The following is a 23,222-nucleotide window of genomic DNA, read 5'->3' as shown; positions in this document are numbered from 1 at the left end:
AGCCGCCACATTTAATCCCCCCGCGTGCTGCATCATCAGTCCCGTGTACTTCCCGGAGCCGTAAGTCATCAGATCGGGGTTAGCCATATAAATACGGACTTTTTGTGCATCCGGGATTTTTGCAACCGGCGCATTGAATTTTGCCCGCGCGGCAAAAACGTAGTCGATTAACGTTTCGGCCTGCGGTTTGCGCCCAACCACGTCCGCAATCAGGCGAATACCCTGCTTCAACCCTTCGTTGTAGACCTGCTCTTCATCGGCCATGGTCGGGTTCATTTTATTCTGTTGCCCGGTGGCATCCTTGCGTAATGAGATAGCCACGACCGGAATACCGGCGTTCTGAATCTGCTGGATCATTTCCGCGGGCGCATAGTTGGCGACAAAAACCACCTGCGGATGAATCGCCAACAGGCTTTCGATGTTCACGCTGGTGAGATCGCCTGGCGTCGGCAATGTAGTAATCGTCGGCATAAAGCGCGCAAATTCAGGCCCGAGCTGCTTTTTCCAGCTCGACATCACACCAACAATGTCCTGCTGGGCATTGAGCTGGACCAGAATATTCAACGTCTGGTGTTGCAGCACGACCACTTTGTCCACGTGGTCAGGAATCGTGACCTGTCGACCAAGCTGATCGGTGATCGTTCGGTCGGCCTGAGCAGAAAACGCAAACAACATGCTGGCGCAAACCAGCACAAAAGAGCGGAAAGTTAACATGGGATACCATCTGAATAGAGGAGTAAAAACGATATGCATTAAATTATATAACGAGAGGCCTGGCAAACCATTTTCATCATGAGCGCACCAAACCCCACATTTCAGAGGGGTAAAAATGGCGTGCAATCCTTATCACGCCTGTCTTTATACGTGAGCGCTACTCCTGTGGGGGTAACGCGTTTAAAACTCGCATCGCCTGCTCCTGAGTGAGCGAATAATCGAAGAACTGGCGATAAAAATCTCGCGTTACGCTGACCATATCCAGGCCGCTAAACAATGCCGGATGCAGTTTCGATGCAGCCCACTGTAGCTGCAACGCGCTTTCAGTGCCGTAGCGATCCCAGGGGAACACGCCCGCCGGATTGCGCCAGACGTTACCCTGTTTCACTGCGTTAAGTTCTTTGAACAATGCTGCGTATGGAGAACTGGCGATATCACCACACCCCGCACCGAGAATAATGACCTGCGGTTGCCAGTAGAGCACCCTCTCGGGCGACACCTCTTTCATGTTGCCGTCAACTTCACCTGCCGCATTCCGTCCACCCGCCAGCGTAATCCAGGTATCGATCAACGTGTTCCTGCCGTCGACTTTAAGCGGATTTAGCGATTGAATATGAAGTACCCGAGGGCGCTGATTTTCCGCCAGCTCCGCAGTTTTAGCCTGCACATCCGCGAGTACACGGTTGAGATACTGATTGTAAGCCGTTGCCCGGACGCGAGCCTGCTCGGTACCCAGAACCTCTGCGGTCGTAGTGACCGATTTTTCCATCGAAGCATAGTCAGTAAATGCCATTTCAAGGGCCGGAATACCCGCCTGACTGTAGCTTTGAGCATCCCCTTTTCCTTTTGCCACAAACACGACGTCGACGTGCCGGGCCAGCAAATCCTCGCTATTAAATGATGTTCCTCGTATCTGTAAGGCTTGTCTCAGAGAAGGATTGATTTTGAACATCCATGGCTGGTTTTCCTCATGGTTGACCGTCGCAACAATGTTACGACCAGCACCCAGCGTCATCAGCACCGAATGATGGGCAAACCAGCCATCCGCGATACGTTCAACATGCGCGGGAACGGTAACTGTGTGACCAGCATCATCCACAACCTGGCGTGTTGCCAGGGCAGGAAACGCCAGCCACACACAAAGCAGCCATGTGTGGCACGTTTTCATAAGCAACCCCTAAAAATCAACCTGAACAGAAAACTGAGCCTGGCGCGGTGCGCCAAGTTGAGCGCTGGCAGCCCCTGCGCCCGTGTAACCAGTCAATGCGCCCGGAACAATATTGGTCCAATAGTGACGGTCGGTGAGATTGGTGATATCAAACCGGAAAGTGGTTGGTGTGTTCCACAGTCTGGTGGCATAACGCGTACCGATGTCCACCGTGGTGTAACTCCCGACCCAGCTGTCGTTGGCATTATCGGTAGCCCGACGTCCGACGTAATGCACGTTCGTGTCGATATCCAGTCCCGGAACCCGTTCGATGGTGTAGATTGCGAGGATATTCGAGGCGAAGCGCGGCAAACCAACAACTTGCTTACCATCCGCATTGCTGGCCGCGGTATTATGAAGCGTTGGATCAAGCCAGGCTCCGCCGCCTAACACGCGCAAATTACGGGTGATATGCCCATCAGCCATCAGTTCCAGCCCACGGTTTTTCTGCGTACCATCCTGAGCAAAATCGCCATTGTCGTTGGTATAGGCAAAGGGGCGTTTGGCTTCAAAAAGCGCAGCGGTAAGCAGCAGATCTTTTACTGGCGCATATTTTGCGCCCACCTCCAGTTGATGGCTACGGTAGGGATCTAACACCTGCCCGGCATTGCGCGCCCCGGCGGGCGCGGTATCGCCCTGCTGCAAACTGTCCGCCCAGGTGGTATACAGCGTGACGTTCTCCACCGGTTTATACATCAGGCTGGTAGAACCGCTCATGCCATTGTCCTGCTGACGGCTGCTTTCATGTCCAGCTTTGTTGTAGTTACTGACGGTAAACAGGTTCTCACTGCCGGAAAGCAGCAAACTCCACTGCGGGGAAAAATGCAGCGTATCGCTGAGCAAAAATGCATGTTGAGTGGTGGTCGCTGAATGATAGCGATCGTTAAAATCTGGATACGGTGGTCGTGGATAGTCGGGATGTTGATCGAGGGAAGAATGCCCCAGAGTGAAAGTGCCGCCGTTTCTTGGATTATAGTTTTTCCACACAAATCCACGCATTCCGGTAGCAATATCCTGCGTCAGCCAGCCGGTATCAATGCTACCGGTCAGGTTCGCTAAATAACTGTTGATGGTAAACCGACTGGCCGCCGAATTAGAGGTTGTAGTGGTGTAATCGCCCCGGTTATCCGTCAGGGTGTTGGTCACGGCCGTCGACTCGCGGTCTGCAACCTGGTGCAGCGCCCCCAGATCCAGCATCCAGTTGCCGTCAAAATCATGCTTAATATGCATATCGACGGTAGTCGTTTCGTCATCATGACCCGCATAAGATTGACCATATTTACTGTCCGTAGGATCAAATGCCGCGGGAAAGTGAACGCCTTTCGCCAGGGCAAAGCTACCCGGCATGCCTTTTTCGTAATAATGGTAATAGCTGAAATTACTCTCCAGCACCGTTTGATCTGTCAGTTGAAAGTCCAGCCCCAAGCCAGCGTACTGTCGACGGACATGGCTATCGGTGGTGTAGCTATGGCCCTCATCGTTCAGCAAGTTGAGGCGATATTTCACCCGGTCTCCCGCATCGATTGGGCCGCTGAAATCCATCGATGCCAACGTTCCCGACCCTGTACCTTGCCCTACTGTGACGCGATGCAACGGTGTATCGACAGGTCGTTTAGACACCAAATTAAACATCCCTGCTGGATTAGCAGGGCCATACAGCGATCCAGCGATGCCGCTCAACACCTCAATGTTCTGGAACTGTTCGGTCGAATATTCCGTCGTGGAGACGGCGTTCAGGCCATCAATCATATGGTTTTGTACCACGCTCCCCTGCATGCCGCGGGTTTGTGGGCGGACGCCGTCACCCTGAACGGACGGTAGGTAGCGATAGGCGTCTTTCACATCTTTGATTTGTTGCTGATCCAGCACTTTTTTCGACAACGTCTGCACCGACCAGGGAACGTCTATCAACTCTCGCTCGCCGAGGCTACCTAACGTGACTTTTTTTCGCTCGCCGGAGGTTCATGTTCCGATAACGAGGATTGTGACGTGGCTGGCGCCGAAACGATGACGGTATCTTCAGCATGAGCCGTGACGGCGGTGGAAAAACAGGCAAAGGTTAACAACCCAGAGGCCACTGGGGTAAATTTGTTATTTAACATTCGTTAATTCAATTCGTTAGATAGAAAGACTGGAGGCCGCTAACGCAAGCGCCTTCTCTTGAAGAGTACAGTTATTGTATTTGTATGATGAATAGAATAGATCCAATCGATATATATGTAAATATATAACGGCATGTGGTTGGTAAATCCACGGCAACAAAAAAGCCGACGGTGATGACGACCGTCGGCTTTGTGTAAATGACAACTAGCGAATTACTTGGTTGCTGCTTTGATAATATCGAGCGCTTTAGCGAACTGATCCTGCGGAATTGTCAGCGGGTAAAGGAAACGAATAACGTTGCCATACTGACCGCAGGTCAGCAGCAGCAATCCTTGCTCAAGGGCTTTCTTCTGCACGCGTTGTGCGGCAGCAGCGTTGGGTTCTCCTGTCGCTGCATCACAGAATTCAGCAGCAATCATAGAGCCTAAACCTCGCACTTCGGCCAGTTCAGGACACCCTGCTTGCGCGTCTGTCAGAGCGGCGCGCAGCTGTTCGCCGAGAGCCGCCGCACGCTGGCATAGCTGCTCATCACGAATGATATCCAGCACCGCATGGGCCGCTGCAATCGACAGCGGGTTTCCGGCGTAGGTTCCCCCCAGACCACCCGGCGCAGGCGCATCCATAATTTCGGCTTTGCCCACGACGCCTGACAGCGGCATGCCGCCCGCAAGGCTTTTCGCCATGGTCATCAGGTCCGCTTTATCGGCGTAATGATCCATCGCAAACAGCTGACCCGTACGGGCAAACCCGCTTTGTACTTCATCAGCGATCATCACGATGCCATGCTCGTCGCAAATACGGCGGATGGCAGCCACAAACTCTGGCGGTGCCACCACGAAGCCCCCTTCGCCCTGGACGGGTTCGAAGATAATCGCCGCAACCTGGGTTGGATCGATATCGGCTTTAAACAGACGCTCAATCGCTTTTAGGGAATCCGCCGTGGAAATACCCTGCAATTCAGAAGGATATGGCGCATGGTAAACAGAGCCAGGGAACGGGCCGAAACCTTTTTTATAGGGTGCCACCTTGCCGGTTAACGCCATCGTCATGTAAGTACGCCCGTGAAAACCACCGCCAAATGCGATAACGCCAGGACGGCCGGTATGCGCGCGCGCAATTTTCACCGCGTTTTCTACCGCTTCAGCCCCGGTAGTGAAGAATGTGGTTTTACGCTTGCCGTCGATTGGCGCAACGGCGTTGATTTTCTCAGCTAAAGACACATAGCTTTCGTACGGGACAATCTGATAAGCCGTATGGGTAAAAGCCTGAAGTTGCGCTTCGACTGCCTGCACCAGGCGAGGATGGCGGTGTCCGGTGTTCAGCACGGCGATCCCGGCGGCAAAATCGATGTACTGATTGCCTTCGATATCGGTAATCGTGCTGTTTTCTGCCGACTGGGCATAAAAATCACACATCACACCCACGCCACGCGGGGTGGCATCCAGACGACGTTGTTGCAGGTTTTTATTGTTCAATCTCTACACCTTGTCCATTAATACATTTCGGTTGAATTACCCTTTAAATTTAGACGCCGTCTGGTACTTTAATCGAGAGCCAAATCGTTTTATTTTAAGGATCCAAATGCGTTCACTTGCCGGAGATGTGATCAAGCATGCATTTAATCAGCAGACTGACGAAAAACTACATCGCCGCCTGTATGCCGCCATTTGTAGTTGCATCCTCGAAGGTAGCCTGAAACCGGCTACCCGAATGCCTCCGTCGCGTGACCTGGCAGGAGAGCTGACGCTATCGCGCAATACCGTCCTGCGGGTGTACGAACAGTTGCAAGCTGAAGGGTATATTTCCGCGCGCACCAGCAGCGGCACATTTGTGACCGACAGCGTGCTGGACAATCTCGACCTGCGTCCTGACAAAGAGCCTGTTGCTGCCGCTCTGGAAGATCACACCCGCTTATCCGACCGCTGCCTTGAGCTGCTGGGTCATGCCAGCGCCAGTCCCCGTCAGTGGGGGGCATTTATTCCAGGCGTACCTGATGTAGAGCATTTCCCGCACCGGGTGCTCAAGAAAATTCAGGACAGGCTGGCAAGACGACTGCGCCCGGAGTATCTCACTTACGATGCCACAGGCGGCGTGAATGAGCTAAAAGAAGCACTGGCAGACTATCTGCGCACCGCTCGCGGCGTACGGTGCTCACCGGAGCAAATTCTGATTACTGAAGGTATTCACCAGGCCCTGGATCTGGTGACCCGGACTTTATGCAACCCGGGCGATCACGCCTGGATTGAGGAACCGGGCTACTGGGGAATCAAAAATATTCTGCGCATCAATGCCGTTAATTTTTCGGCTATCCCGGTTGATGAACAAGGCATGGTCCCGCCGGATGCAGGTGAAACACCGCCAAAACTTATTTTTGTGACACCGTCACATCAATACCCACTCGGTTCGGTAATGAGTCTGAGCCGCCGCCGGCAACTTCTCTTTCGCGCACGTGAAACGCGAAGTTGGATAGTGGAAGATGATTACGACAGTGAGTTCCGCTTTTCCGGCCAGCCGATTCCCTCTTTGCAGGGGCTGGAAGAAGAGACACCGGTCATTTACATCGGGACATTCAGTAAGACACTCTATCCCGCACTGCGACTCGGGTATGTCGTGCTACCTAAATCGTTAGCCGCTCCGCTGAAAAAGGTTCATAACGACCTCTATCGTGGTGGGCATCTGTTGATTCAGGCCGCACTGGCGGAGTTTATTCGCGAGGGTTATTACGCGGCACACATTCGGAAAATGCGTCAGCTATACAGTCGTCGTCGTCAGATGCTGGTAGAGCTTATCAGCCGCCAACTTGGTGAACATTTTCTTGGTTCTTTCAGCAGCAACGCCGGGCTGCATATGATCTTACAGTTACCCGCCGGGAGCGATGATGCGGTCATTGCCCAACAGGCGAATGCGCAAGGGTTGTTGGTGCGCCCACTGTCACGCTACTACGTGAATGAAGAGAAACGCAGCGGCCTGTTGCTGGGATTTGCCAGTATAGAAGAAAATGAAATGACGTCGGCGTTTACCCGACTCGCGGATATTATCAGGGTAAACACCGTGTAAGCACTGCCGGATAACGGTGCAAGCACCTTCTCCGGCAAACTGTTTAATGTGACGCTTTTTTAACGCCAGCCAGGTCTTCCTGGCTTACTTCGCCATTCCCTTCACCCCAGCTTTTACGCACGTAGTTGATCACGTCGCGCATTTCGTTGTCGCTTAACAAGCCACCGTAGGCAGGCATCTTAAAGGAGACGCTGCCACGCGTTGTCGGTGTTTCTGCGCCGTGGGCAATCACTCTGAACAGCGGTGTCGGGTCATCAACCATCACCAGTGGATTGTTAACTAAAGAAGGCGCGTTATCATCCGTACCTTTCCCTTCCAGACCGTGACAAGTTGAACAGTAGCGGTTATAGGTCACTTTGCCCGCCTCAGGTGAATTCGACCAGGATGCTGTAGTCGCCGCAGCACGTACCGTTTCAGGCTTCGCACTTTTCAGGCTCAACAGATATTGGGCGATCGCCGTGGCATCTTCGTCGGTCAGATACTGTGTACTCTGCGTGACGACTTCAGCCATCGAACCTGAAACCGCGGCATGCTTGCTTTTACCGGTCAGCAACAGCGATTTTAACTCCTGCTCAGACATACCGGTGCCGCGCAGCGACGGTGCATACCAGCCGTCAATCATCGCGCCGCTCAGGTATTCGGCATCAGCATTAGTATACGCTTTTTCGTTCATCGCCATGCCTCTCGGGGTATGGCATGAACCGCAGTGTCCGGGGCCTTCCACCAGATAAGCACCTCGTTTTACCAGGGCAGCATTATCATCCGTTTTCGCGCCCTCTACAGCCGTCACTGGCGCGTCGGTAAACAGCCAGTTCCAGATATGCAGCGGCCAGCGGGCGGAGAGTAGCCACGGAATGGCATTCTCTTTATTGGGCTGTGCTGACGGCGTGACGTCATGCATAAAATAGCTATACAGCGCCTTAACATCCTCGTCAGAAAGTTTCGCATAGGAGGGATAAGGCATAGCCGGATAGAGCGGATGACCATCTTTGGCGATCCCCTGCCGTACGGCCTTTTCAAAATCCTCGTAAGAATAATTTCCAATACCCTGCGTTTTGTCCGGGGTAATGTTGGTCGAATAAATATCCCCCACCGGAGTAGGAAACTTTTTGCCCCCCGCCATCGCCGCACCACCTTCTGCTGTGTGACAGGCGACGCAGTCTGAAATTCGCGCGATGTATTCACCGTTAGATTCAGCAGCGGAAACCGAAGCGGTAAATAAACAGGCGGCGAGAATGGTTACATTACGCATAGATCACCCCATATCCTTGAGTTCATTAACCGCACGCCATGCCTGATCGATTGCCGTGTGGGCATAAGCACTCCAGTCAGAATCGGAGTTAGCGATGGCAATGCGACCGACTGGCTTACGCGCCCGTTCGATAATTTCTGGCATCTTATCCATATCATCGAACAGCGAGTTGGCGTAGTACGCATAGCCATGCGCCCAGCGGTTAACCGTAATGGCGGCAATATCGCGTTGATTATCAAATCCAGTTGAGCCAAACATCTCCTGCAACTGGGAGCGAATCATCTCCTCATGCGCGGCAAAAGTGGTCCCCAGCAAATAGGCTCGTCCCAGACGGAACTGCTCTCTGGCCGACAGGTTACTGCCCGGATAAGTCGGCACATAGACCATATGAATGACCATCGGATCGTCCGGGGAGGCCGGATGTTGATACCCACCAATACTGACCGGGTAGTCGAGCTTGACCCTGCTATAAGGTGCCGCCGGAGAATAAAACTCATGTACGCCAAGCTGTTTGAACGCCTGCCAGTTTTTGACCACCACGTTGGTGTACACCAGCGGTGCCTTCACGTTCAGTTTAAGATCCGCCTGCTGCTGTTCCGGCATCTCAGGCACCAGATACGGGATCATCATGTTATAGCCTGCCATGATGGTGTTCTTACCGCGCACACGGTGCATTTTACCGTCACGCAGATAGGTCACCGCCACGCCATCCTGCACGTTGGCCGCATTAATCACCGTGCTGTTCAGGCGAAGGCGCGTGGTGTTTTCCGGCAGATCCAGCTTTTCGTAATGTAGTCTGGCGAGGACAGAGTCTTCCATCGTGTTGCCCGGTAGCGCATCCGGCAGCATATATCTGACTAACAGGCGGGCTAACCCGGCGTTACCGTCCGGGAAGTGGTAAACATACGGCTCTTCGAGGTCGGCCAGCGACTCTCCGTCCAACGGCGGTAACCCCATCCCTTCCATGCCGGGTAAGGCGCACGCACGGGCATCGCTACAGGAAATACCTTCAATACCAATAGCAAAGAAGTCGTTGGAACGCTGCTGGAAATAGAGCAGCGCCATTTTGCTCAAACCAACTTTTGTTGCCAAAAATTCACTGTAGCTGTGGGTATCCAGCCATTCCATTTTCTCATCGACCGTCATCCCCGGCAGGTAATCACCGGGCCGGACGTGCAGGTCGATCAGCGCTTTCCTGTCGTTCTCACTTAGCGGAAAATCATTGATAAAGTCTTCAATTTTACGCCCATTGAGCCTGTCCGGCGGAATATCATCAGATACCGCGCGTCCCGGATCGCCGCTGACGATTTTTGTTTCGCCAAAATTCTTCTTATCGAAGAAAACGCCGCGACTGAGCTGCCAGTCGGGGTAGAAGTTTACGTCAAAACTCTCTTTTAACCGCGTGACGCTGACGCCCACGGTTTCCATCAACTTTTGTACTTCAGGGCTGAAATTATGCGCAGGTGACTGGAATGCTTCGCTGCCACCATAACCGAGTAATTTCTTACCCGAGCTGGTAAATTCATTACGTTTGGCATGTCCACCAAAGTCGTCATGGTTATCGAGGATCAGGATCCGGCTATTTTGCCCGGCAACTTGACGCCAAAAACAACCGGCAGCTAACCCGCTAATCCCGCCACCCACAATCACCAGATCGTACTCTTCCTCAACGGGCAGAGCGTTTAAATCAAAATGTTTATGCTCGCGGCCTAGCGCATGCGCCATTTCAAACGATCCAGGATGATTACCCCGCAGCCCCGTCAGCGCAGGAGGATAATAATTTCCATCTATAAATGCGTTTCCCTTTCCTGCCGCCCTGACCCACTCCAGCGGGGTAAGCCCCGCCGCAATAGTCACCGCGACGCCGTTGAGAAAATCACGTCTGGTAATTGCCATTAACTTTTTTCCTTATTGCTACACACTGCCTTTAATACGACACAAATAAGAGAGATACCCCTTCTTATTTATAAAGGGGTACAACCGACTACTTCACTGGCTTTAACTCTTCATCCAGTTTTTTAGAATCATAATAATCACCCTGCCAGGTGATTTTTCCTGCTTTAACATGAATATAGCTGACGCCTTCAAATTTGATCGGATTATTTGTCGGCGGACTCCCTGCCCATTCACCACTATTTTTGCCTGAAAATTCCCAACGAAAGGCCACGGTATCTTCGTCGTAGACGGGTTTTCCAACCATTTTCCAGCTAAGATCTGGAACCGCCTTAATAAAAGCGCCGATAACCTCTTTTTCTGCTTTTTCCCTGCCGTTTATCGGTTCTCCTGTGGCGGCATCATAATAGACCGCATCATCAGCAAGAAATTGAGCGGCTCGCGAAGCATCATGCGCATTCCACGCCGCCATATACTCTTTTACGGTATTCAGCGATGTACTTTCTGCCAGGCTATAGCCCGAGAACATCACTAATGAAAGCACCGCGATTTTTAATGTTTTCATCGTAATCCTCTCTATTCAGAAATGTCGCACATGATATGTTTCACCCGAGTGTATTCCTCGAGTGAATAAGATGAGAGATCTTTGCCGTACCCCGATTTTTTGAACCCGCCGTGCGGCATCTCGGCACACAGAGGAATGTGATTGTTAATCCACACCGTGCCAAAATCGAGGTCAATGCTGAAGCGTTGGGCGCGACCATGGTTACTGGTCCAGACGCTGGCGGCAAGACCATACTCCACATCATTCGCTTTGTGTAGTACCTCTTCGTCAGTAGAAAACGACTGAATAGTCATTACCGGGCCAAATACTTCATGCTGAATAGCTTCATCATTTTGATGCAAACCGGAGACGATCGTCGGCTCAAAATAGAAGCCTGGACCAGATCCTGCGCGCCCACCGGTTTCAATTTTTGCATGTGCCGGTAAACGCTCAATAAAGCCTTTCACCTGCTCCAGCTGATTCCGGCTATTCAATGCGCCGTACAGTGCATTTTGATCTTCTGGCGGCCCATATTTGATACTTTTTGTTTTCTGGATCAGTTTTTCCAGAAACTCAGCGTAGATAGATTGCTCTACCAGGATCCGCGTTGCCGCTGTGCAATCCTGCCCGGCATTGAAAAAGCCAGCTGTGGTAATCGTCGCAATCGCCTTGTCTATATCCGCATCGGCGAACACGATTGCGGGCGCTTTCCCGCCCAATTCCAGGTGTGCTCGGGTCAGATTTGCCGCCGCCGAAGCCGCAACCTGCAAACCCGCACGGACCGAACCGGTAATCGAGACCAGTGAGGCTTTCGGGTTTGAAACCACCAGCGAACCAGTGCTGGCTTTGCCCAACACAACGTTAAACGCCCCTCTTGGGAACAACGGTGCGGCCAGTTCAGCCAACAGCAGCGTACTAACTGGCGTGGTGTCGCTTGGTTTTAACACCACCGTGTTGCCTGCCGCCAGCGCTGGTGCAATCTTCCACACCGCCATCATGAACGGGTAGTTCCACGGCGTCACTTGCCCAACAATACCCAGCGGTTCACGACGAATGGTTGAAGTAAATCCTGCGGAATATTCTCCGGCCGCCTTTCCTTCAAGACAGCGCGCCGCTCCGGCAAAAAAGCGGATGGCATCGCAAGATGCCGCGATCTCCTCTTTCTCAATAAAATGGCGAAGCTGACCGGTTTCCTGACTCTGCGCGGTTACCAGTCGCTCAACGTTGCGTTCAATCTCATCGGCCAGCCGCAATAACGCCTTTTGCCGCTGTGCCGGCGTCGATTTTCTCCAGATGCTAAACGCCGCCTCCGCTGCTGAGTAAGCCTGCTCTACCTCCACCTCGTTAGCGTTGGGAGATATTGCGTACGTTTCACCATCAACCGGACTCACCAGTTCGAAGCTATCTTCGCTACTGCCTGCTACATAGTGCCCATTAATAAAATGCTTCAGGGTTTTCATGTTTGTCTCCTGCCAATTAATACATAAAGAATCTTATGTAATATATATATTGTAAAATTTTTTCAAATGCGCAACATTGACACTATGATAAGCCTCGCATTTTTAACTTAATTTTCACATTTGCAGGGTGAGGCTTTTTATTGCCAGCTGACGCGTTACGCCCAGCTCATCATAAGGTTATCGGGACACACATCCGCTTGTGCAGTGACGTTGCGCCCAGGCATGTAAAATAACTCGGCCATTCTTACCTTCCTTGCCCGACGGGCATGTGTTAAAAATGGTCGTTGTTTCAGGGAATTGAGTACAGAAAAGATTATGATTACTCACGCGGTCATATTTGCGCCTATCGGGCAGGTCAGTCGTTCAGACCAGATAGTCCAACGCCTTTCAAATGCCATTATCACGGGGTTGCTGGAGCCAAAAGAACAGCTCCCCAACGAAACTGATCTGGCAAAGATGATGGGTGTCTCACATATCACTATCAGAGAAGCGCTAAACACGCTTCGGGCTAATAATCTTATCCATACGGTTCGTGGTCGTAATGGCGGGAGTTTCGTTTGCGAAAATATTGATGGCAAAAATAGCGCCCTGCATCCGTTCAAGGCGATCAGTACGGATTATCTGTCTGATCTGGGTGAAATGCATTGCGCCATTATTAGCCATAGCGCGAGGCTGGCTTCCCGACGGATGACCGGTGCGGATATCGCCAAATTTCGCGAGTTTGTCGAGGTGCTCAGAAAGGCAAACTCACCTGAGCTGATGACCCAGGCCGATATGCGTTGTCTGCTGGCGATTGCCGCCAGTTCGCATTCAGCGCGACTGGCCAATCAGGAGCTGCAGGTTCAGGCTGAATGGGCATCGCTGGTGGCGATACTTTATCGCACAGACAGTATTCATGCAGAAATTATCGCGCTTTATTCGGCGCTGGCCGATGCGCTGGCTGCTCACAACGAGGCAGAGTCAGTACAGTTTGCCACGCAGATCATCGACACGTTTACCTACTACCTTATTGAAAAAAAGCTGAAATATAACTCGAACTGACAATCAGTGAAGGCAGGACAGACAATGAGCTCTTCGACATCCCTAAGCGCATTAATTCGTAAAATTGATGACATTACTGTTTCTACCGTAGATTCTACCGTTGCGCTGGCGAGGAGCATCCATGAGGCGATTTCAGGGGTACAAAAGGCCTCAGCCGAGGTCGTTCTCGACCCCTCAGTCAGATCCACCGTTCAACAGCACATCAAGCGCACGCTCAATAACAACCATTACTGCTCAGGGGCAGGATTCGCCAGCCATATTGAGAGCACCGCAACCACAAAAGAGTACTGGTTGCTGGAGTGGTGGTATAAGAAAGATAATGGTTTAAGCCAGGCGCATCTGGATTTGGATCAGGCCACGCAACAACGACTGGATTTCAGAACCTTTGAGTGGTTTAAGCATTCTCCTCCGGCAGGCAAAGCCTATATCCACGGTCCCTACGTCGACTATATTTGCAATATCTCCTATACCCTAACGTCAGCCGTCCCGGTCTACTACAACAACCAGTTTCTCGGTGTTGCCGCGGTCGATCTGCTGGTCAGTCAGATAGAAGCCGAACTGCTTTCCTGTGCCCATCCTGACTATGTGATTCTGACTAATCTGGAAAACAGGATCATTTTCTCCAGTTGGCCACGTTTTCGCGTGGGTGAATTGCTGTCACCTGCAAACAGTACCGTGGTGTATCAGAGCGACTACTTTATCCTTTATCATTATCAAAACTAAGGGCCCGAAGGCCCTTAATTTTTAGTTATCCTGCCCCATATTGAGCTTATTGGCGTAGGCAATGGCGTCGTTTTCCGGCGCCGCTGAACGACCAAACGGACGGGTCAGGAACATATAAATAAGCCCCGAGCCAACAACAATCGCCAGGCCGAACAGGACCGTCCAACGGTCGATGAAGTCGCTGCTGTCTGCCGGTTGCGCAAGTAACCAGATCCCGCACAATCCGTAAGCTAACGCCAGCACATTCACGATTACGCCCCAACCGCCAATGGTCCACTCCCCCGCCGGTTTCCAGCCTTTCAGACGCTGACGCAGCGCGGCCAGCACAACCATCTGGAACGAGATGTATATCCCGATAACAGCAAACGCGGTGATACGCGACAGGTTATCTGGCTGGAAATAAACCCAAACGCAGATGATCACTGGCAGCAGGCAACTGACGACCATGGCATTATCCGGAACACCATTTTTAGAGATTTTGGCCATCCATTCACTTCCCGGCAGCATTCTGTCGCGGGAGAAAGAAAAGATAAGACGGCTTAACGCAGCCTGCAGAGACAAGATGCACGACAACATGGCGATAATTGCGACGACGATAAAGACAGTCGCGCCAGTTTCGCCCAGAGCTTCATTAAGGATTGCCGGGATCGGATCGGACGTTTTGCCATTCACGATGCTGACCAGATTCGGTGAAGCCAGCAAATAACCCATAACAGAAATAATGGCGGAAATCGCGCCGAATACGATGCTTAAAATCATCGCCACCGGGATCTTTTTACTCGGATTCTGCACCTCTTCCGCAACGTTACCGCAGGCCTCAAAGCCAAAGAACATAAACAGCCCCATCAGTGCAGCAGACATAAATGCGGTGGAGTAGCTGCCGTCATGAGCCAGCACGCCCATCGAGTCAAAAATCACAGAGAACGGCTGTGAACGGTGGAAAATCAGCAGATAAATCCCCAGCGCGATCACGCTGACAATTTCACACCAGAAGCCAATTTTTGCCACCCGGGCCAGATTTTTAGTCCCGGACATATTAACGGCCATCATCAACAGCAGCAGCAGAACAGAAGTCACCAACATCGTGGCCGGCGTCTGGCCATAGTGGAAGAGTGATTCAACGAACGTTGATGTATATTCCGCGATCGACGTAATGGTGACCACCAGCGCCCACAGATAGATCCAGGCGGCGATCCACGCATACTTCTTGCCCCACAACCTTCTGGCCCAGGGGTAAAGCCCGCCGGTTATCGGATACTGGGAAGCGACCTCACCAAACACCAATGCCACCAAAAGTTGCCCACATGCGACGATTAAAATCCACCATACTGCGGGCGGCCCCGCCAGCGTTACGGCCAGTGCAAACAGCGAATAGACGGCAGTAAGCGGCGACAGGTAGGTAAAACCCAACGCAAAGTTTGAAATAAGACCGATCGAGCGATTGAACTGTTCTTTGCCATCTTTTTGAAAATTATCATTTTTCTTATCAGGTGTCTGTTCCATATTGCTTTCTCTTTTGTGGAATAGTCGCAGGGTTGAACAATTAATGTATAAAAGATATTAAGTTATATGTATAGTGATTTTGTCGCAGATTTGTTAAAAATGATCGCACATCACGTTAATGTAAAAGTGGAGATAAAACGGTAGAGAGAGCGAGGATTTTGCGGTATTTACAACCAATGATTCTTTAGCAATTGCGAACCATAGGCTATTTTGGCGGATAAATACGCACAGCGGATTGCGTTCGATGCTAAGTAGCAAGAATCGCTGCTGTTAAGCAACATTTTTGCAATATAATAACGTGATGTTAAACGCTGAACCTGAGCAGGTGAATGATGGAAATTGATCTCGATAATCTGGTCTTTGATGGACTGGAAGAAGCGCAAGAGCGTAACGCTGAACGTCTGGAAGATGCAGACAAGAAAGCGCAGGAAATTATTGCTGATAATGACTGCGGCGACGCCTGCAAAATCTGATTTCCAAACCGGCGCAATGCCGGTTTTTTATCGCCTGTTAACCCCACCCACTTCAGCCCGTATACCGTAAGGCCTCAATCAGTTGCGCAAAGGCGGCGGTATGTTGTTTTCGGCTGGGGTAGTACAAATAATAGCCAGGGAAAGGTTCGCACCAGTCCTCCAACACTTTTTCCAATGCCCCCTCTGCAACAGCCTGCTCGACGGTGTCTTCCGGCACAAAAGCCAGCCCCATTCCCGCCATCGCTGCGCTAATTCGCGGGGGTAGATTGTTAAAAATAAGCTGCCCTTCCACCCGTACGCGCAAATCTTGCCCGTCTTTAGCAAACTCCCAGGCGTATAATCCGCCCAACGTCGGCATGCGCATGTTAATACAGCTATGATTTTGCAGGTCGTGAGGGGTTTGCGGTTTGCCATGACGAGCAAAATACGCCGGTGACCCCACCACTACCATACGCCAGTCCGGGCCAATTCTGACGGCGACCATGTCTTTTGCCACCTGCTCACCGAGTCGAATACCCGCGTCATAACGGCCAGTCACAATATCCGTCAGACTATTGTCGATGGTCATTTCCACATTCACATCAGGGTAAGCCTGCAAAAACGGCTCCAGCGCGGGCCAGACGGTAGATTGCAATGCATGTTCGCCCAGCGTCAGGCGGATGTTACCGGCCACGCGCTGACGGACATCGGTTAATGCCAACAGCTCTGTTTCAATGTCATCAAAACGCGGGCTGATACTGTTGATAAGCCGTTCTCCGGCTTCGGTCGGCGCAACGCTGCGCGTGGTGCGGGTCAGAAGCCGTACATCCAGCCGCTCTTCAAGCCCACGAATCGCATGGCTTAGCGCGGATTGCGAAACCCCAAGTTTTGCCGCTGCCCGGGTAAAACTACGCTCGCGGGCAACGATAATGAGATAATAGAGATCGTTAAAATTATCACGCAGCATGCTTATCCCCACTCCAGACCTGTTGTGATATATGGTACAGGTCCGGAGGGTATTCCAGTAGCATTTCTGGACATTAGCACAGCTCAATCTTATTCAAGCGTGCTCTCACACAAAAACAAAATGCGAATTATTACCAGGCTTATGCACGATTTTACCTTTCACTCCTGCATTATTTTCACCCGCTATTAACACATCCTTCACTAATAACATTTTGTATATAGATAAGAATTTTTTCTTATTTTGTCCCAACCGTAAGTTATGGGAGCGTAAAAAGCACAAACCAAAAAACTACAGGGATTTCATACAATGATGGCAACGAAAACTTACCGCGCTAAAAAAACACTGCTGGCATTGGGCGTGCTGCTGGCCTCAGGACTTACCGTCTCGCAGGTTCAGGCTGACCAACTGGCCGATATCAAAGCCGCAGGCGTCGTAAAAGTCGCGACATTTGACGCGAATCCTCCGTTTGGCTCCGTCGATGCCAAAACCCATAAGATTGTCGGCTACGACGTTGATTTTGCCGAAGCGCTGGCCAAATCCCTTGGTGTAAAACTGGAACTTGTAGCGACCAATCCGGCAAACCGCATTCCGTTATTACAATCTGGTAAAGCTGATTTAATCGTCGCAGATATCACGATTACACCTGAACGGGCGCAGGTAATAGATTTCTCCGTTCCTTATTTTGTTACCGGCCAGCAGTTCCTTGTGCCAGCAAAATCTCCGGATAAGCTCGATGAATACAGTAAAGCACGCATCGGCGCGGTAAAAGGCACTACTGGTGAACAGGCACTGCATCAGCGCTTCCCGCAGTCGCGCGTGTTGGCCTACGACGATATCCCGCTGGCGTTAACCGCGCTACGCAACGGCAATGTTCAGGCCATTACCCAGGACAGTACGATTCTGGCCGGGTTATTAGGCGCTGCGCCGGATAAAGCTGATTTCAAAATTCTGCCGGACCTGCTGAGCAAAGAAGAGATCGGCGTGGGGGTGAAAAAAGGTGAGCCAGCGTTGTTTAAAGCCGTCAACGATGAACTTTTGAAGCTGGAATCTACCGGGCAGGCAGCCAAAATTTATGATGTCTGGTTTGGTCCTGAAACCAAAAATCCGCAAGCCCGCGCCTTTAAAATAGAAGCCAAGTAATATGCTCTCAGCCCTTTTTCCTCGATCCGCAGCTTCGGCTGCGGATTTTACCCATTTGCGCCAGGCGAGCGTCGAACTACGCAATGTGATTAAACAGTATGACGCTCACACCGTCCTTAACGGCGTTAGCCTGGCGGTTGAACCCGGTGAAGTGGTGACTATTCTGGGGCCTTCCGGCTCAGGAAAATCCACTCTTATTCGTCTTATCAACCAGCTTGAGTCGCTCAGCGGTGGCGAAATCTTCATTGATGGTAAACCGATTAGCCAGTTGCGCGGGGCGGCGTTACGCCAGCTACGTAGCCGTATCGGTTTCGTATTTCAGCAATTCAATCTCTATTCGCACCTGACTGCGCTGCAGAACATCGCGCTGGCGCTGGAATATGTTCACGGCTGGAACAAGACGGAAGCGGATCGTCGGGCACTTGAGTTGCTGGAAAAAGTGGGACTGGCGGAAAAAGCCAACGCCTATGCCGCGCAGTTGTCCGGTGGGCAGCAGCAGCGCGTGGCCATCGCCCGCGCACTGGCTTCGTCTCCACAAATTATTCTGTTTGATGAGCCCACTTCCGCGCTGGATCCGGAAATGATCGGCGAGGTATTACAGGTAATGAAAAATCTGGCCCACAGCGGTATCACCATGATCGTCGTGACCCACGAAATGCATTTTGCCCGCGAAATTGCCGATCGGGTGGTTTTCATCGATGGTGGCGATATTCTGGAAGTGGCCGCGCCGGAGGATTTTTTCGTCCGACCACAGCACCCGAGAACCCAGCGTTTCCTGAAAAAAGTGCTCGACCCGTTACACCAGGAGTCATCGTCATAATGCATGCAATGGACTGGCAGGGAGTGCTGAGTGGGCAACCCCTGCAATGGATAATTTCCGGTTTTCTCACCACGCTCTGGGTGACGCTGGCGGGTATTGTGCTCGCCACGCTCATTGCCATCTCACTGCTCGGCCTGCGCCTGACGGGCAATCATCTCGCTAAAGCGATGGTCGGGGTGTGGGTCTCGGTGTTTCGCAACACGCCTTTACTGGTGCAACTGATGTTCTGGTATTTTGCCGCCTGGAACTGGCTACCCCGTAACGTCATTAGCTTTATCAATGCCGATCATCCATGGTCAATTTTGCCGGGTGATGTCTGGTGGTTAACGCCGGAATTTATCTGTTCAGCATGGGGGTTGGGGGTATTTACCTCAGCATTTTTGGTTGAAGAGATCGCTTCGGGTTTACAGGCTGTTTCTGCCGGACAACACGAGGCTGCCGTGGCGCAGGGGTTTTCATCCTGGGCGATATTTCGTCACATTCTGCTGCCGCAGGGGCTGGCAAACGCCTGGCAACCGATTGTTGGGCAATATCTCAACCTGATGAAGCTTTCCTCGCTTGCCAGCGGTATTGGATTTGCTGAGCTCACCTACCAGGTACGGCAAATTGAGAGCTACAACGCGCACGCGCTGGAAGCCTTTGCCGTTGGCACCGTGCTCTATCTGTTTACCGGCATCGTTCTGGGAATGCTGCTTACGCGTCTTGGCCCGCAGTCTGCGTCGGGTAAATCGTCAAAGATAAGAATGCGCATCTTCAGCGTCAGGAGCATACTGCATGATCGCTAATGTTTCGGTCATTACCGACAATCTTGACTATCTCCTGTGGGGACGTGTAGCTGAGGGGCAACCCGGTGGCGTCCTGCTCACTTTGCTGATGGCTATCGGTGCGGCATTGCTGGCGCTGCCTGGCGGGATCGTTCTTGCCTGTTGCGCCTGGCGATTTCCGGGCGCGGTTCGCAACGGATTGTTTTTCTGGGCGGAATTTATTCGCGGCATTCCGCTCATCTTTGTGATTTTCTGGATGTGGTATTTGCTACCCATGCTGACCGGAAGCGATCTGCCCGGTGCCGTTACCGTGACGCTGGCGCTGGCATGGTTCACCGCCGCCTCGGTGATGCACTCGGTGTATGCTGGAATTAGCGCACTGCCTGGCGGGCAGTATGAAGCGGCAGTTGTTCAGGGTTTTCGCCCGGATCAGGCCCTGTGGCTTATCTTGCTGCCGCAGGTGCTGCGTAACGTACTGCCGTCGCTGACAGGGATTTTTATTGGGCTACTGAAGGACACGTCACTGGCGTTTATCGTTAACGTGCCGGAACTCACGACGGTTGCCGGTCAGGTTAACAGCCGGGTGCAAATTTACCCCGCAGCCATTTTTATCTTTACCGGGCTGGTTTATTACCTGCTGTGCTTTAGCCTTGAAAAAATCACCCAGCGCCGATTCGCACTAAAATGACCTCTCGGCTCAACATTCCACGAACTGATGGTCTTCGTTGAGCCGATATTTCACGCCCGCCCGAACGTTATTTTCCCCTTCAACGGCAAGCGCAAAACGCATTCTTTCGCCATCGTGATAAGCCAGCGCCGCACATCCGCCGGGACCAAGAATTATCGAGTCGACAGCACCGGTACTGGCAACAACGGCGTTCTCTCCGCTGGCAATAATGTGGATATTGTCCGCGCAGTTAGCGATTTTCGCCTCTGCGCCAAAACAGGCCAGTTGGGTTAAATCACCGCTACTGGCAATCCGATTTCGATCGCCGAGCGAACTGATACGTACGCGCATGCCGGTACTGGCAATACGCGTTCCGTCGCCCACACTGCTGATACGAGCCGAGTTTCCCGCAATCGCTATTCGCCCGCGATCGCCTGAACTGCCGATATGCGTGTTATAGCCTACACTGCCAATCCGTGCGCTGTAACCGGCACAGGCGATCTGCGCAGCATACCCGGCGCTGGCAATTTTAACGTTGTCACCCGCACTGCTAAATCGGGCATAATCTTCCGCACTCGCCAACGGACGGCTGGTTTCCCCCGCGACTTGCTCACAGGAAATATTCCCCATCGCGTCAATATCCTGCTGAGCAAAACTCGCCTCTTCCCGCCATTTTGACCAGCCGTATTCCACCAGGCTATTTGCCCAATCGGTATACCCTTCCCGCTGGAGCGCGCGATGAACATCGGCATAGCTTCCTCCTGCGGGAAACGCGCGTAGAAACCAACGATACATGACGGGCCCAACACGCCAGGCCCGTAAGTCACTTCGCGTAATCATCATCGCTTAATGCCGGTGGTAGCCATCCACCATACACTTAAAGGTTTCGCCCGGCGTGCGCCCCGTAGTGCAGAGATAAAGATGCCCAAAAATGAAAAACAGACTGACTATTGCCAGCGCAAAGTGCGCCTGAAGCAGCCAGTAACGCACTCCGGGGAACAGATCGCCGACAGCTACCGGGTAAAGCGATAACAATCCAGTGATCAGTAGCAGTGGCAACAAACCATACATCACGCCAACATAGGCCGCCTGCTGTAACGGATTAAATTTAGAGCGAGGTGAGGCCGGAAATGGGTGTGACTCGCCCTGCATAATGCCAAACAGGTAAAAACGAGTTTGTCTTTGCGCACGAGCGATCCAGCCCTGACGTTGAATAATATAGTGATGTCCGTTGCCGCCAATCAGGTTGATCAGCACAAAACCAATCCAGCAGGCAAGTAGCAAAAAGCCACAAACCTCATGAACGGTGAGCAGGCTTTTCATTACCGGTGCGCTAACGGCAGAGAAGTGATTGACCAGGCCACTAACCAGAAGCAACAGAAATAACAGCGCATTCGACCAGTGCCACAAGCGGACAGCCTTCGAATATAAATAGACCTTCTCACCATGCCCTGCCGACGCTTTATGCGCCGCCCGAAAGCGCAGCATGGCGTGAAGCGCCAGCACCAGCCACATTCCCACCAGCATTAACCCGGCAACGACTAACCACACAGGCCAGTAGTCCGGTGAAAACAGGGGAACATACTGTGCAAGCTGGGCGTGAAACTGTTCGGCATTCTGCGACGCGTTCATACATTTTCCTTTTTAATCAAATGTTGACCGAACCGACGATACAGATGGGGTTTCCCGGCGCCTGCAAGTTGATATTCGTAATACTTGTTTTCTCGCAACCAGGTCTGAATTTCCGGGCTATCTTCACGACCGAAAATCAACGCATGTTCCGGGCAAGCGTTAACACAGATCGGAGGGAAACCTTTAGCCAGCCGAGATTCAGCGCAGAAGTCGCATTTATCCGCCACTTTGGTTTGCGGGTTGAGATAGCGCACCTGATAAGGACACGCGCCAATACAGTAACTGCAACCAATACAGCAAGACGTATCTACTCGCACAATACCGTTCTCATCTCGCCAGGAGGCACCGGTCGGACACACCTCAATACAAGGTGCATCATCACAATGCTGGCAGGACTGACGGAAGTAGTGATACAGCGTTTCGTTGTCGTTATCGGTTACCGGAATATGCGCTATAGACAAACGGCTGCCCTGGTCAGGTACATGGTTGGTTTTCCGGCATGCACGAGCGCAAATATTGCATCCGTTACACAGTGATTCGTCGTGAATCATGACGTAACGAACGGCTTTAGGGCTCCTGGTACTCGCTAACAGATTTTGACCTGGGCCGGTAAAAAAAATCACCGTCCCCATGCCAATGACAAATTTTCGTCGGGTGAAGGACATCGGGTTATCCTCTAATGCTGTGACAGTGGTCGTCCACACATTCCATGACATCAACCTGAATATTTCAGGGGTTCTGATACTGCTCAACCTCAAGCCATTCACAAAGGCCGTACGCTTTGCCATAACTCATAAAACGTTCGCTGAACAAATAAGGCTCCGCATTTGACGATTCCACAGTACGTATATCTGCGTAATCAGGATGCGTTTCCATGGCCGTGAGCGCCGCTGAAATCTGCTGAGACTCAAAGCTGTACGGCGGTTGCGTCAACATGGCGACCTTATAGGGGCGAGGATACGTTCGACAGTCGAAGCGTACCGCCTCGGCAATCGCACGACAGATGTCGTTTTCCACCACCTGCACGCACATGTCGGCGTAGTTTGCCGTCATGGTTTGAGTTGAGTAGAAATAGACATCTTCCGCACCCTGCACACGGGTGATATCCGCGTTATTCGCGTCCTGGCACAGCACATCCAGCAGCGCGGAGAGATCGGCTTCAGGGACCGAATAAGGTGGCTGCAGAAACACGCTGCGCGCCACCAGGTGCCCCGATGCCGAATGCTGGCGGATAAAATCTGCCACAATCGACTCCGGGCTGGCAGCTTCCTGAACCTGCGGCG

General features: G+C 52.0%; 22 protein-coding genes. 8 read left to right on the top strand and 14 right to left on the bottom strand.

Annotation, left to right across the window (positions count from 1 at the left end; translation table 11 throughout):
- From FDW94_RS15540 to puuE, 4 genes are all read right to left on the bottom strand, one after another.
- Nucleotides 1-714: ABC transporter substrate-binding protein (locus tag FDW94_RS15540; protein WP_249358554.1), on the bottom strand; the 714-nt coding region annotated here is incomplete at its 3' end.
- Nucleotides 715-871: 157 nt separating this feature from the next.
- On the bottom strand, nt 872-1,882 hold the full coding sequence (locus FDW94_RS15535; protein ID WP_079933958.1) for an ABC transporter substrate-binding protein: 1,011 nt from the start codon (nt 1,880-1,882) through the stop codon (nt 872-874).
- Between the two features lie 9 nt (nt 1,883-1,891).
- Nucleotides 1,892-3,832: a TonB-dependent siderophore receptor gene (locus FDW94_RS15530; RefSeq protein ID WP_137377848.1), complete on the bottom strand. Its 1,941-nt coding sequence runs from the start codon at nt 3,830-3,832 to the stop codon at nt 1,892-1,894.
- 404 nt (nt 3,833-4,236) lie between these two features.
- A complete protein-coding gene (gene puuE, locus FDW94_RS15525; protein WP_003832711.1) occupies nt 4,237-5,499 on the bottom strand; it encodes a 4-aminobutyrate transaminase in 1,263 nt (420 codons plus the stop codon).
- A 106-nt stretch (nt 5,500-5,605) separates the two neighbouring features.
- On the opposite strand from puuE, the gene FDW94_RS15520 reads away from it, so the two are divergent.
- Nucleotides 5,606-7,081, top strand: coding sequence for a PLP-dependent aminotransferase family protein (locus tag FDW94_RS15520; RefSeq protein WP_125363184.1), 1,476 nt, complete (start codon nt 5,606-5,608; stop codon nt 7,079-7,081).
- 43 nt (nt 7,082-7,124) lie between these two features.
- Here the strand turns inward: FDW94_RS15520 and FDW94_RS15515 are convergent, their stop codons facing one another.
- The 4 genes from FDW94_RS15515 to FDW94_RS15500 all read right to left on the bottom strand — a co-directional run bounded on the left by FDW94_RS15515 (nt 7,125) and on the right by FDW94_RS15500 (nt 12,230).
- Nucleotides 7,125-8,333, bottom strand: coding sequence for a cytochrome c (locus FDW94_RS15515; RefSeq protein WP_008784634.1), 1,209 nt, complete (start codon nt 8,331-8,333; stop codon nt 7,125-7,127).
- 3 nt (nt 8,334-8,336) lie between these two features.
- Nucleotides 8,337-10,229, bottom strand: coding sequence for an FAD/NAD(P)-binding protein (locus FDW94_RS15510; protein ID WP_048235463.1), 1,893 nt, complete (start codon nt 10,227-10,229; stop codon nt 8,337-8,339).
- An 88-nt stretch (nt 10,230-10,317) separates the two neighbouring features.
- Entirely contained in the window at nt 10,318-10,791 is a 474-nt protein-coding gene (locus FDW94_RS15505; protein WP_137377847.1) for an ester cyclase, read from the bottom strand.
- Nucleotides 10,792-10,802: 11 nt separating this feature from the next.
- Nucleotides 10,803-12,230, bottom strand: coding sequence for a gamma-aminobutyraldehyde dehydrogenase (locus FDW94_RS15500; RefSeq protein ID WP_137377846.1), 1,428 nt, complete (start codon nt 12,228-12,230; stop codon nt 10,803-10,805).
- A gap of 315 nt (nt 12,231-12,545) precedes the next feature.
- Between FDW94_RS15500 and FDW94_RS15495 the strand changes: the two genes are divergently transcribed.
- A complete protein-coding gene (locus FDW94_RS15495) occupies nt 12,546-13,271 on the top strand; it encodes a GntR family transcriptional regulator (RefSeq protein WP_008784630.1) in 726 nt (241 codons plus the stop codon).
- A 24-nt stretch (nt 13,272-13,295) separates the two neighbouring features.
- Nucleotides 13,296-13,994, top strand: a complete 699-nt coding sequence (locus tag FDW94_RS15490; RefSeq protein WP_111465715.1) for a cache domain-containing protein — start codon at nt 13,296-13,298, stop codon at nt 13,992-13,994.
- A 21-nt stretch (nt 13,995-14,015) separates the two neighbouring features.
- Here the strand turns inward: FDW94_RS15490 and FDW94_RS15485 are convergent, their stop codons facing one another.
- The gene (locus tag FDW94_RS15485; protein WP_003832697.1) at nt 14,016-15,497 is read right to left on the bottom strand and encodes an APC family permease; all 1,482 of its coding nucleotides are present in this window, start codon (nt 15,495-15,497) and stop codon (nt 14,016-14,018) included.
- A 332-nt stretch (nt 15,498-15,829) separates the two neighbouring features.
- Between FDW94_RS15485 and FDW94_RS15480 the strand changes: the two genes are divergently transcribed.
- Nucleotides 15,830-15,970 carry a hypothetical protein gene (locus FDW94_RS15480; RefSeq protein ID WP_003832695.1) on the top strand — a complete coding sequence of 47 codons (141 nt, stop codon included), beginning with the start codon at nt 15,830-15,832 and terminating at the stop codon, nt 15,968-15,970.
- 52 nt (nt 15,971-16,022) lie between these two features.
- On the opposite strand, the gene FDW94_RS15475 is transcribed toward FDW94_RS15480, so the two are convergent.
- Nucleotides 16,023-16,916: a LysR family transcriptional regulator gene (locus FDW94_RS15475; protein WP_032943239.1), complete on the bottom strand. Its 894-nt coding sequence runs from the start codon at nt 16,914-16,916 to the stop codon at nt 16,023-16,025.
- A 306-nt stretch (nt 16,917-17,222) separates the two neighbouring features.
- Between FDW94_RS15475 and FDW94_RS15470 the strand changes: the two genes are divergently transcribed.
- Genes FDW94_RS15470 through FDW94_RS15455 form a run of 4 tightly spaced genes read left to right on the top strand, consistent with a single transcriptional unit; the run spans nt 17,223 to nt 20,328 of the window.
- Nucleotides 17,223-18,056 carry an ABC transporter substrate-binding protein gene (locus tag FDW94_RS15470; RefSeq protein WP_137377845.1) on the top strand — a complete coding sequence of 278 codons (834 nt, stop codon included), beginning with the start codon at nt 17,223-17,225 and terminating at the stop codon, nt 18,054-18,056.
- A 1-nt stretch (nt 18,057) separates the two neighbouring features.
- Nucleotides 18,058-18,876 carry an amino acid ABC transporter ATP-binding protein gene (locus FDW94_RS15465; RefSeq protein WP_137377844.1) on the top strand — a complete coding sequence of 273 codons (819 nt, stop codon included), beginning with the start codon at nt 18,058-18,060 and terminating at the stop codon, nt 18,874-18,876.
- Entirely contained in the window at nt 18,876-19,661 is a 786-nt protein-coding gene (locus FDW94_RS15460; RefSeq protein ID WP_137377843.1) for an amino acid ABC transporter permease, read from the top strand. The genes FDW94_RS15465 and FDW94_RS15460 overlap by 1 nt, the downstream gene beginning before the upstream one ends.
- The gene (locus tag FDW94_RS15455; RefSeq protein ID WP_060682280.1) at nt 19,651-20,328 is read left to right on the top strand and encodes an amino acid ABC transporter permease; all 678 of its coding nucleotides are present in this window, start codon (nt 19,651-19,653) and stop codon (nt 20,326-20,328) included. Before FDW94_RS15460 ends, FDW94_RS15455 begins: the two co-directional genes overlap by 11 nt.
- Nucleotides 20,329-20,337: 9 nt before the next feature.
- Here the strand turns inward: FDW94_RS15455 and ydhT are convergent, their stop codons facing one another.
- The 4 genes from ydhT to FDW94_RS15435 form a co-directional block, all read right to left on the bottom strand.
- Entirely contained in the window at nt 20,338-21,150 is an 813-nt protein-coding gene (ydhT, locus tag FDW94_RS15450; protein WP_137377842.1) for a protein YdhT, read from the bottom strand.
- Nucleotides 21,151-21,153: 3 nt separating this feature from the next.
- Entirely contained in the window at nt 21,154-21,939 is a 786-nt protein-coding gene (phsC, locus tag FDW94_RS15445; protein WP_048235471.1) for a thiosulfate reductase cytochrome B subunit, read from the bottom strand.
- A complete protein-coding gene (locus tag FDW94_RS15440; RefSeq protein ID WP_020996435.1) occupies nt 21,936-22,604 on the bottom strand; it encodes a 4Fe-4S dicluster domain-containing protein in 669 nt (222 codons plus the stop codon). The genes phsC and FDW94_RS15440 overlap by 4 nt, the downstream gene beginning before the upstream one ends.
- Before the next feature lie 64 nt (nt 22,605-22,668).
- A partial coding sequence (locus FDW94_RS15435; protein WP_249358552.1) for a YdhW family putative oxidoreductase system protein occupies nt 22,669-23,222 on the bottom strand: 554 nt, incomplete at its 5' end.

It is taken from the genome of Citrobacter sp. wls757, assembly GCF_005280935.1.
Classification (GTDB): domain Bacteria; phylum Pseudomonadota; class Gammaproteobacteria; order Enterobacterales; family Enterobacteriaceae; genus Citrobacter; species Citrobacter portucalensis.
This window is presented reverse-complemented; position numbering and strand designations above follow the sequence as displayed.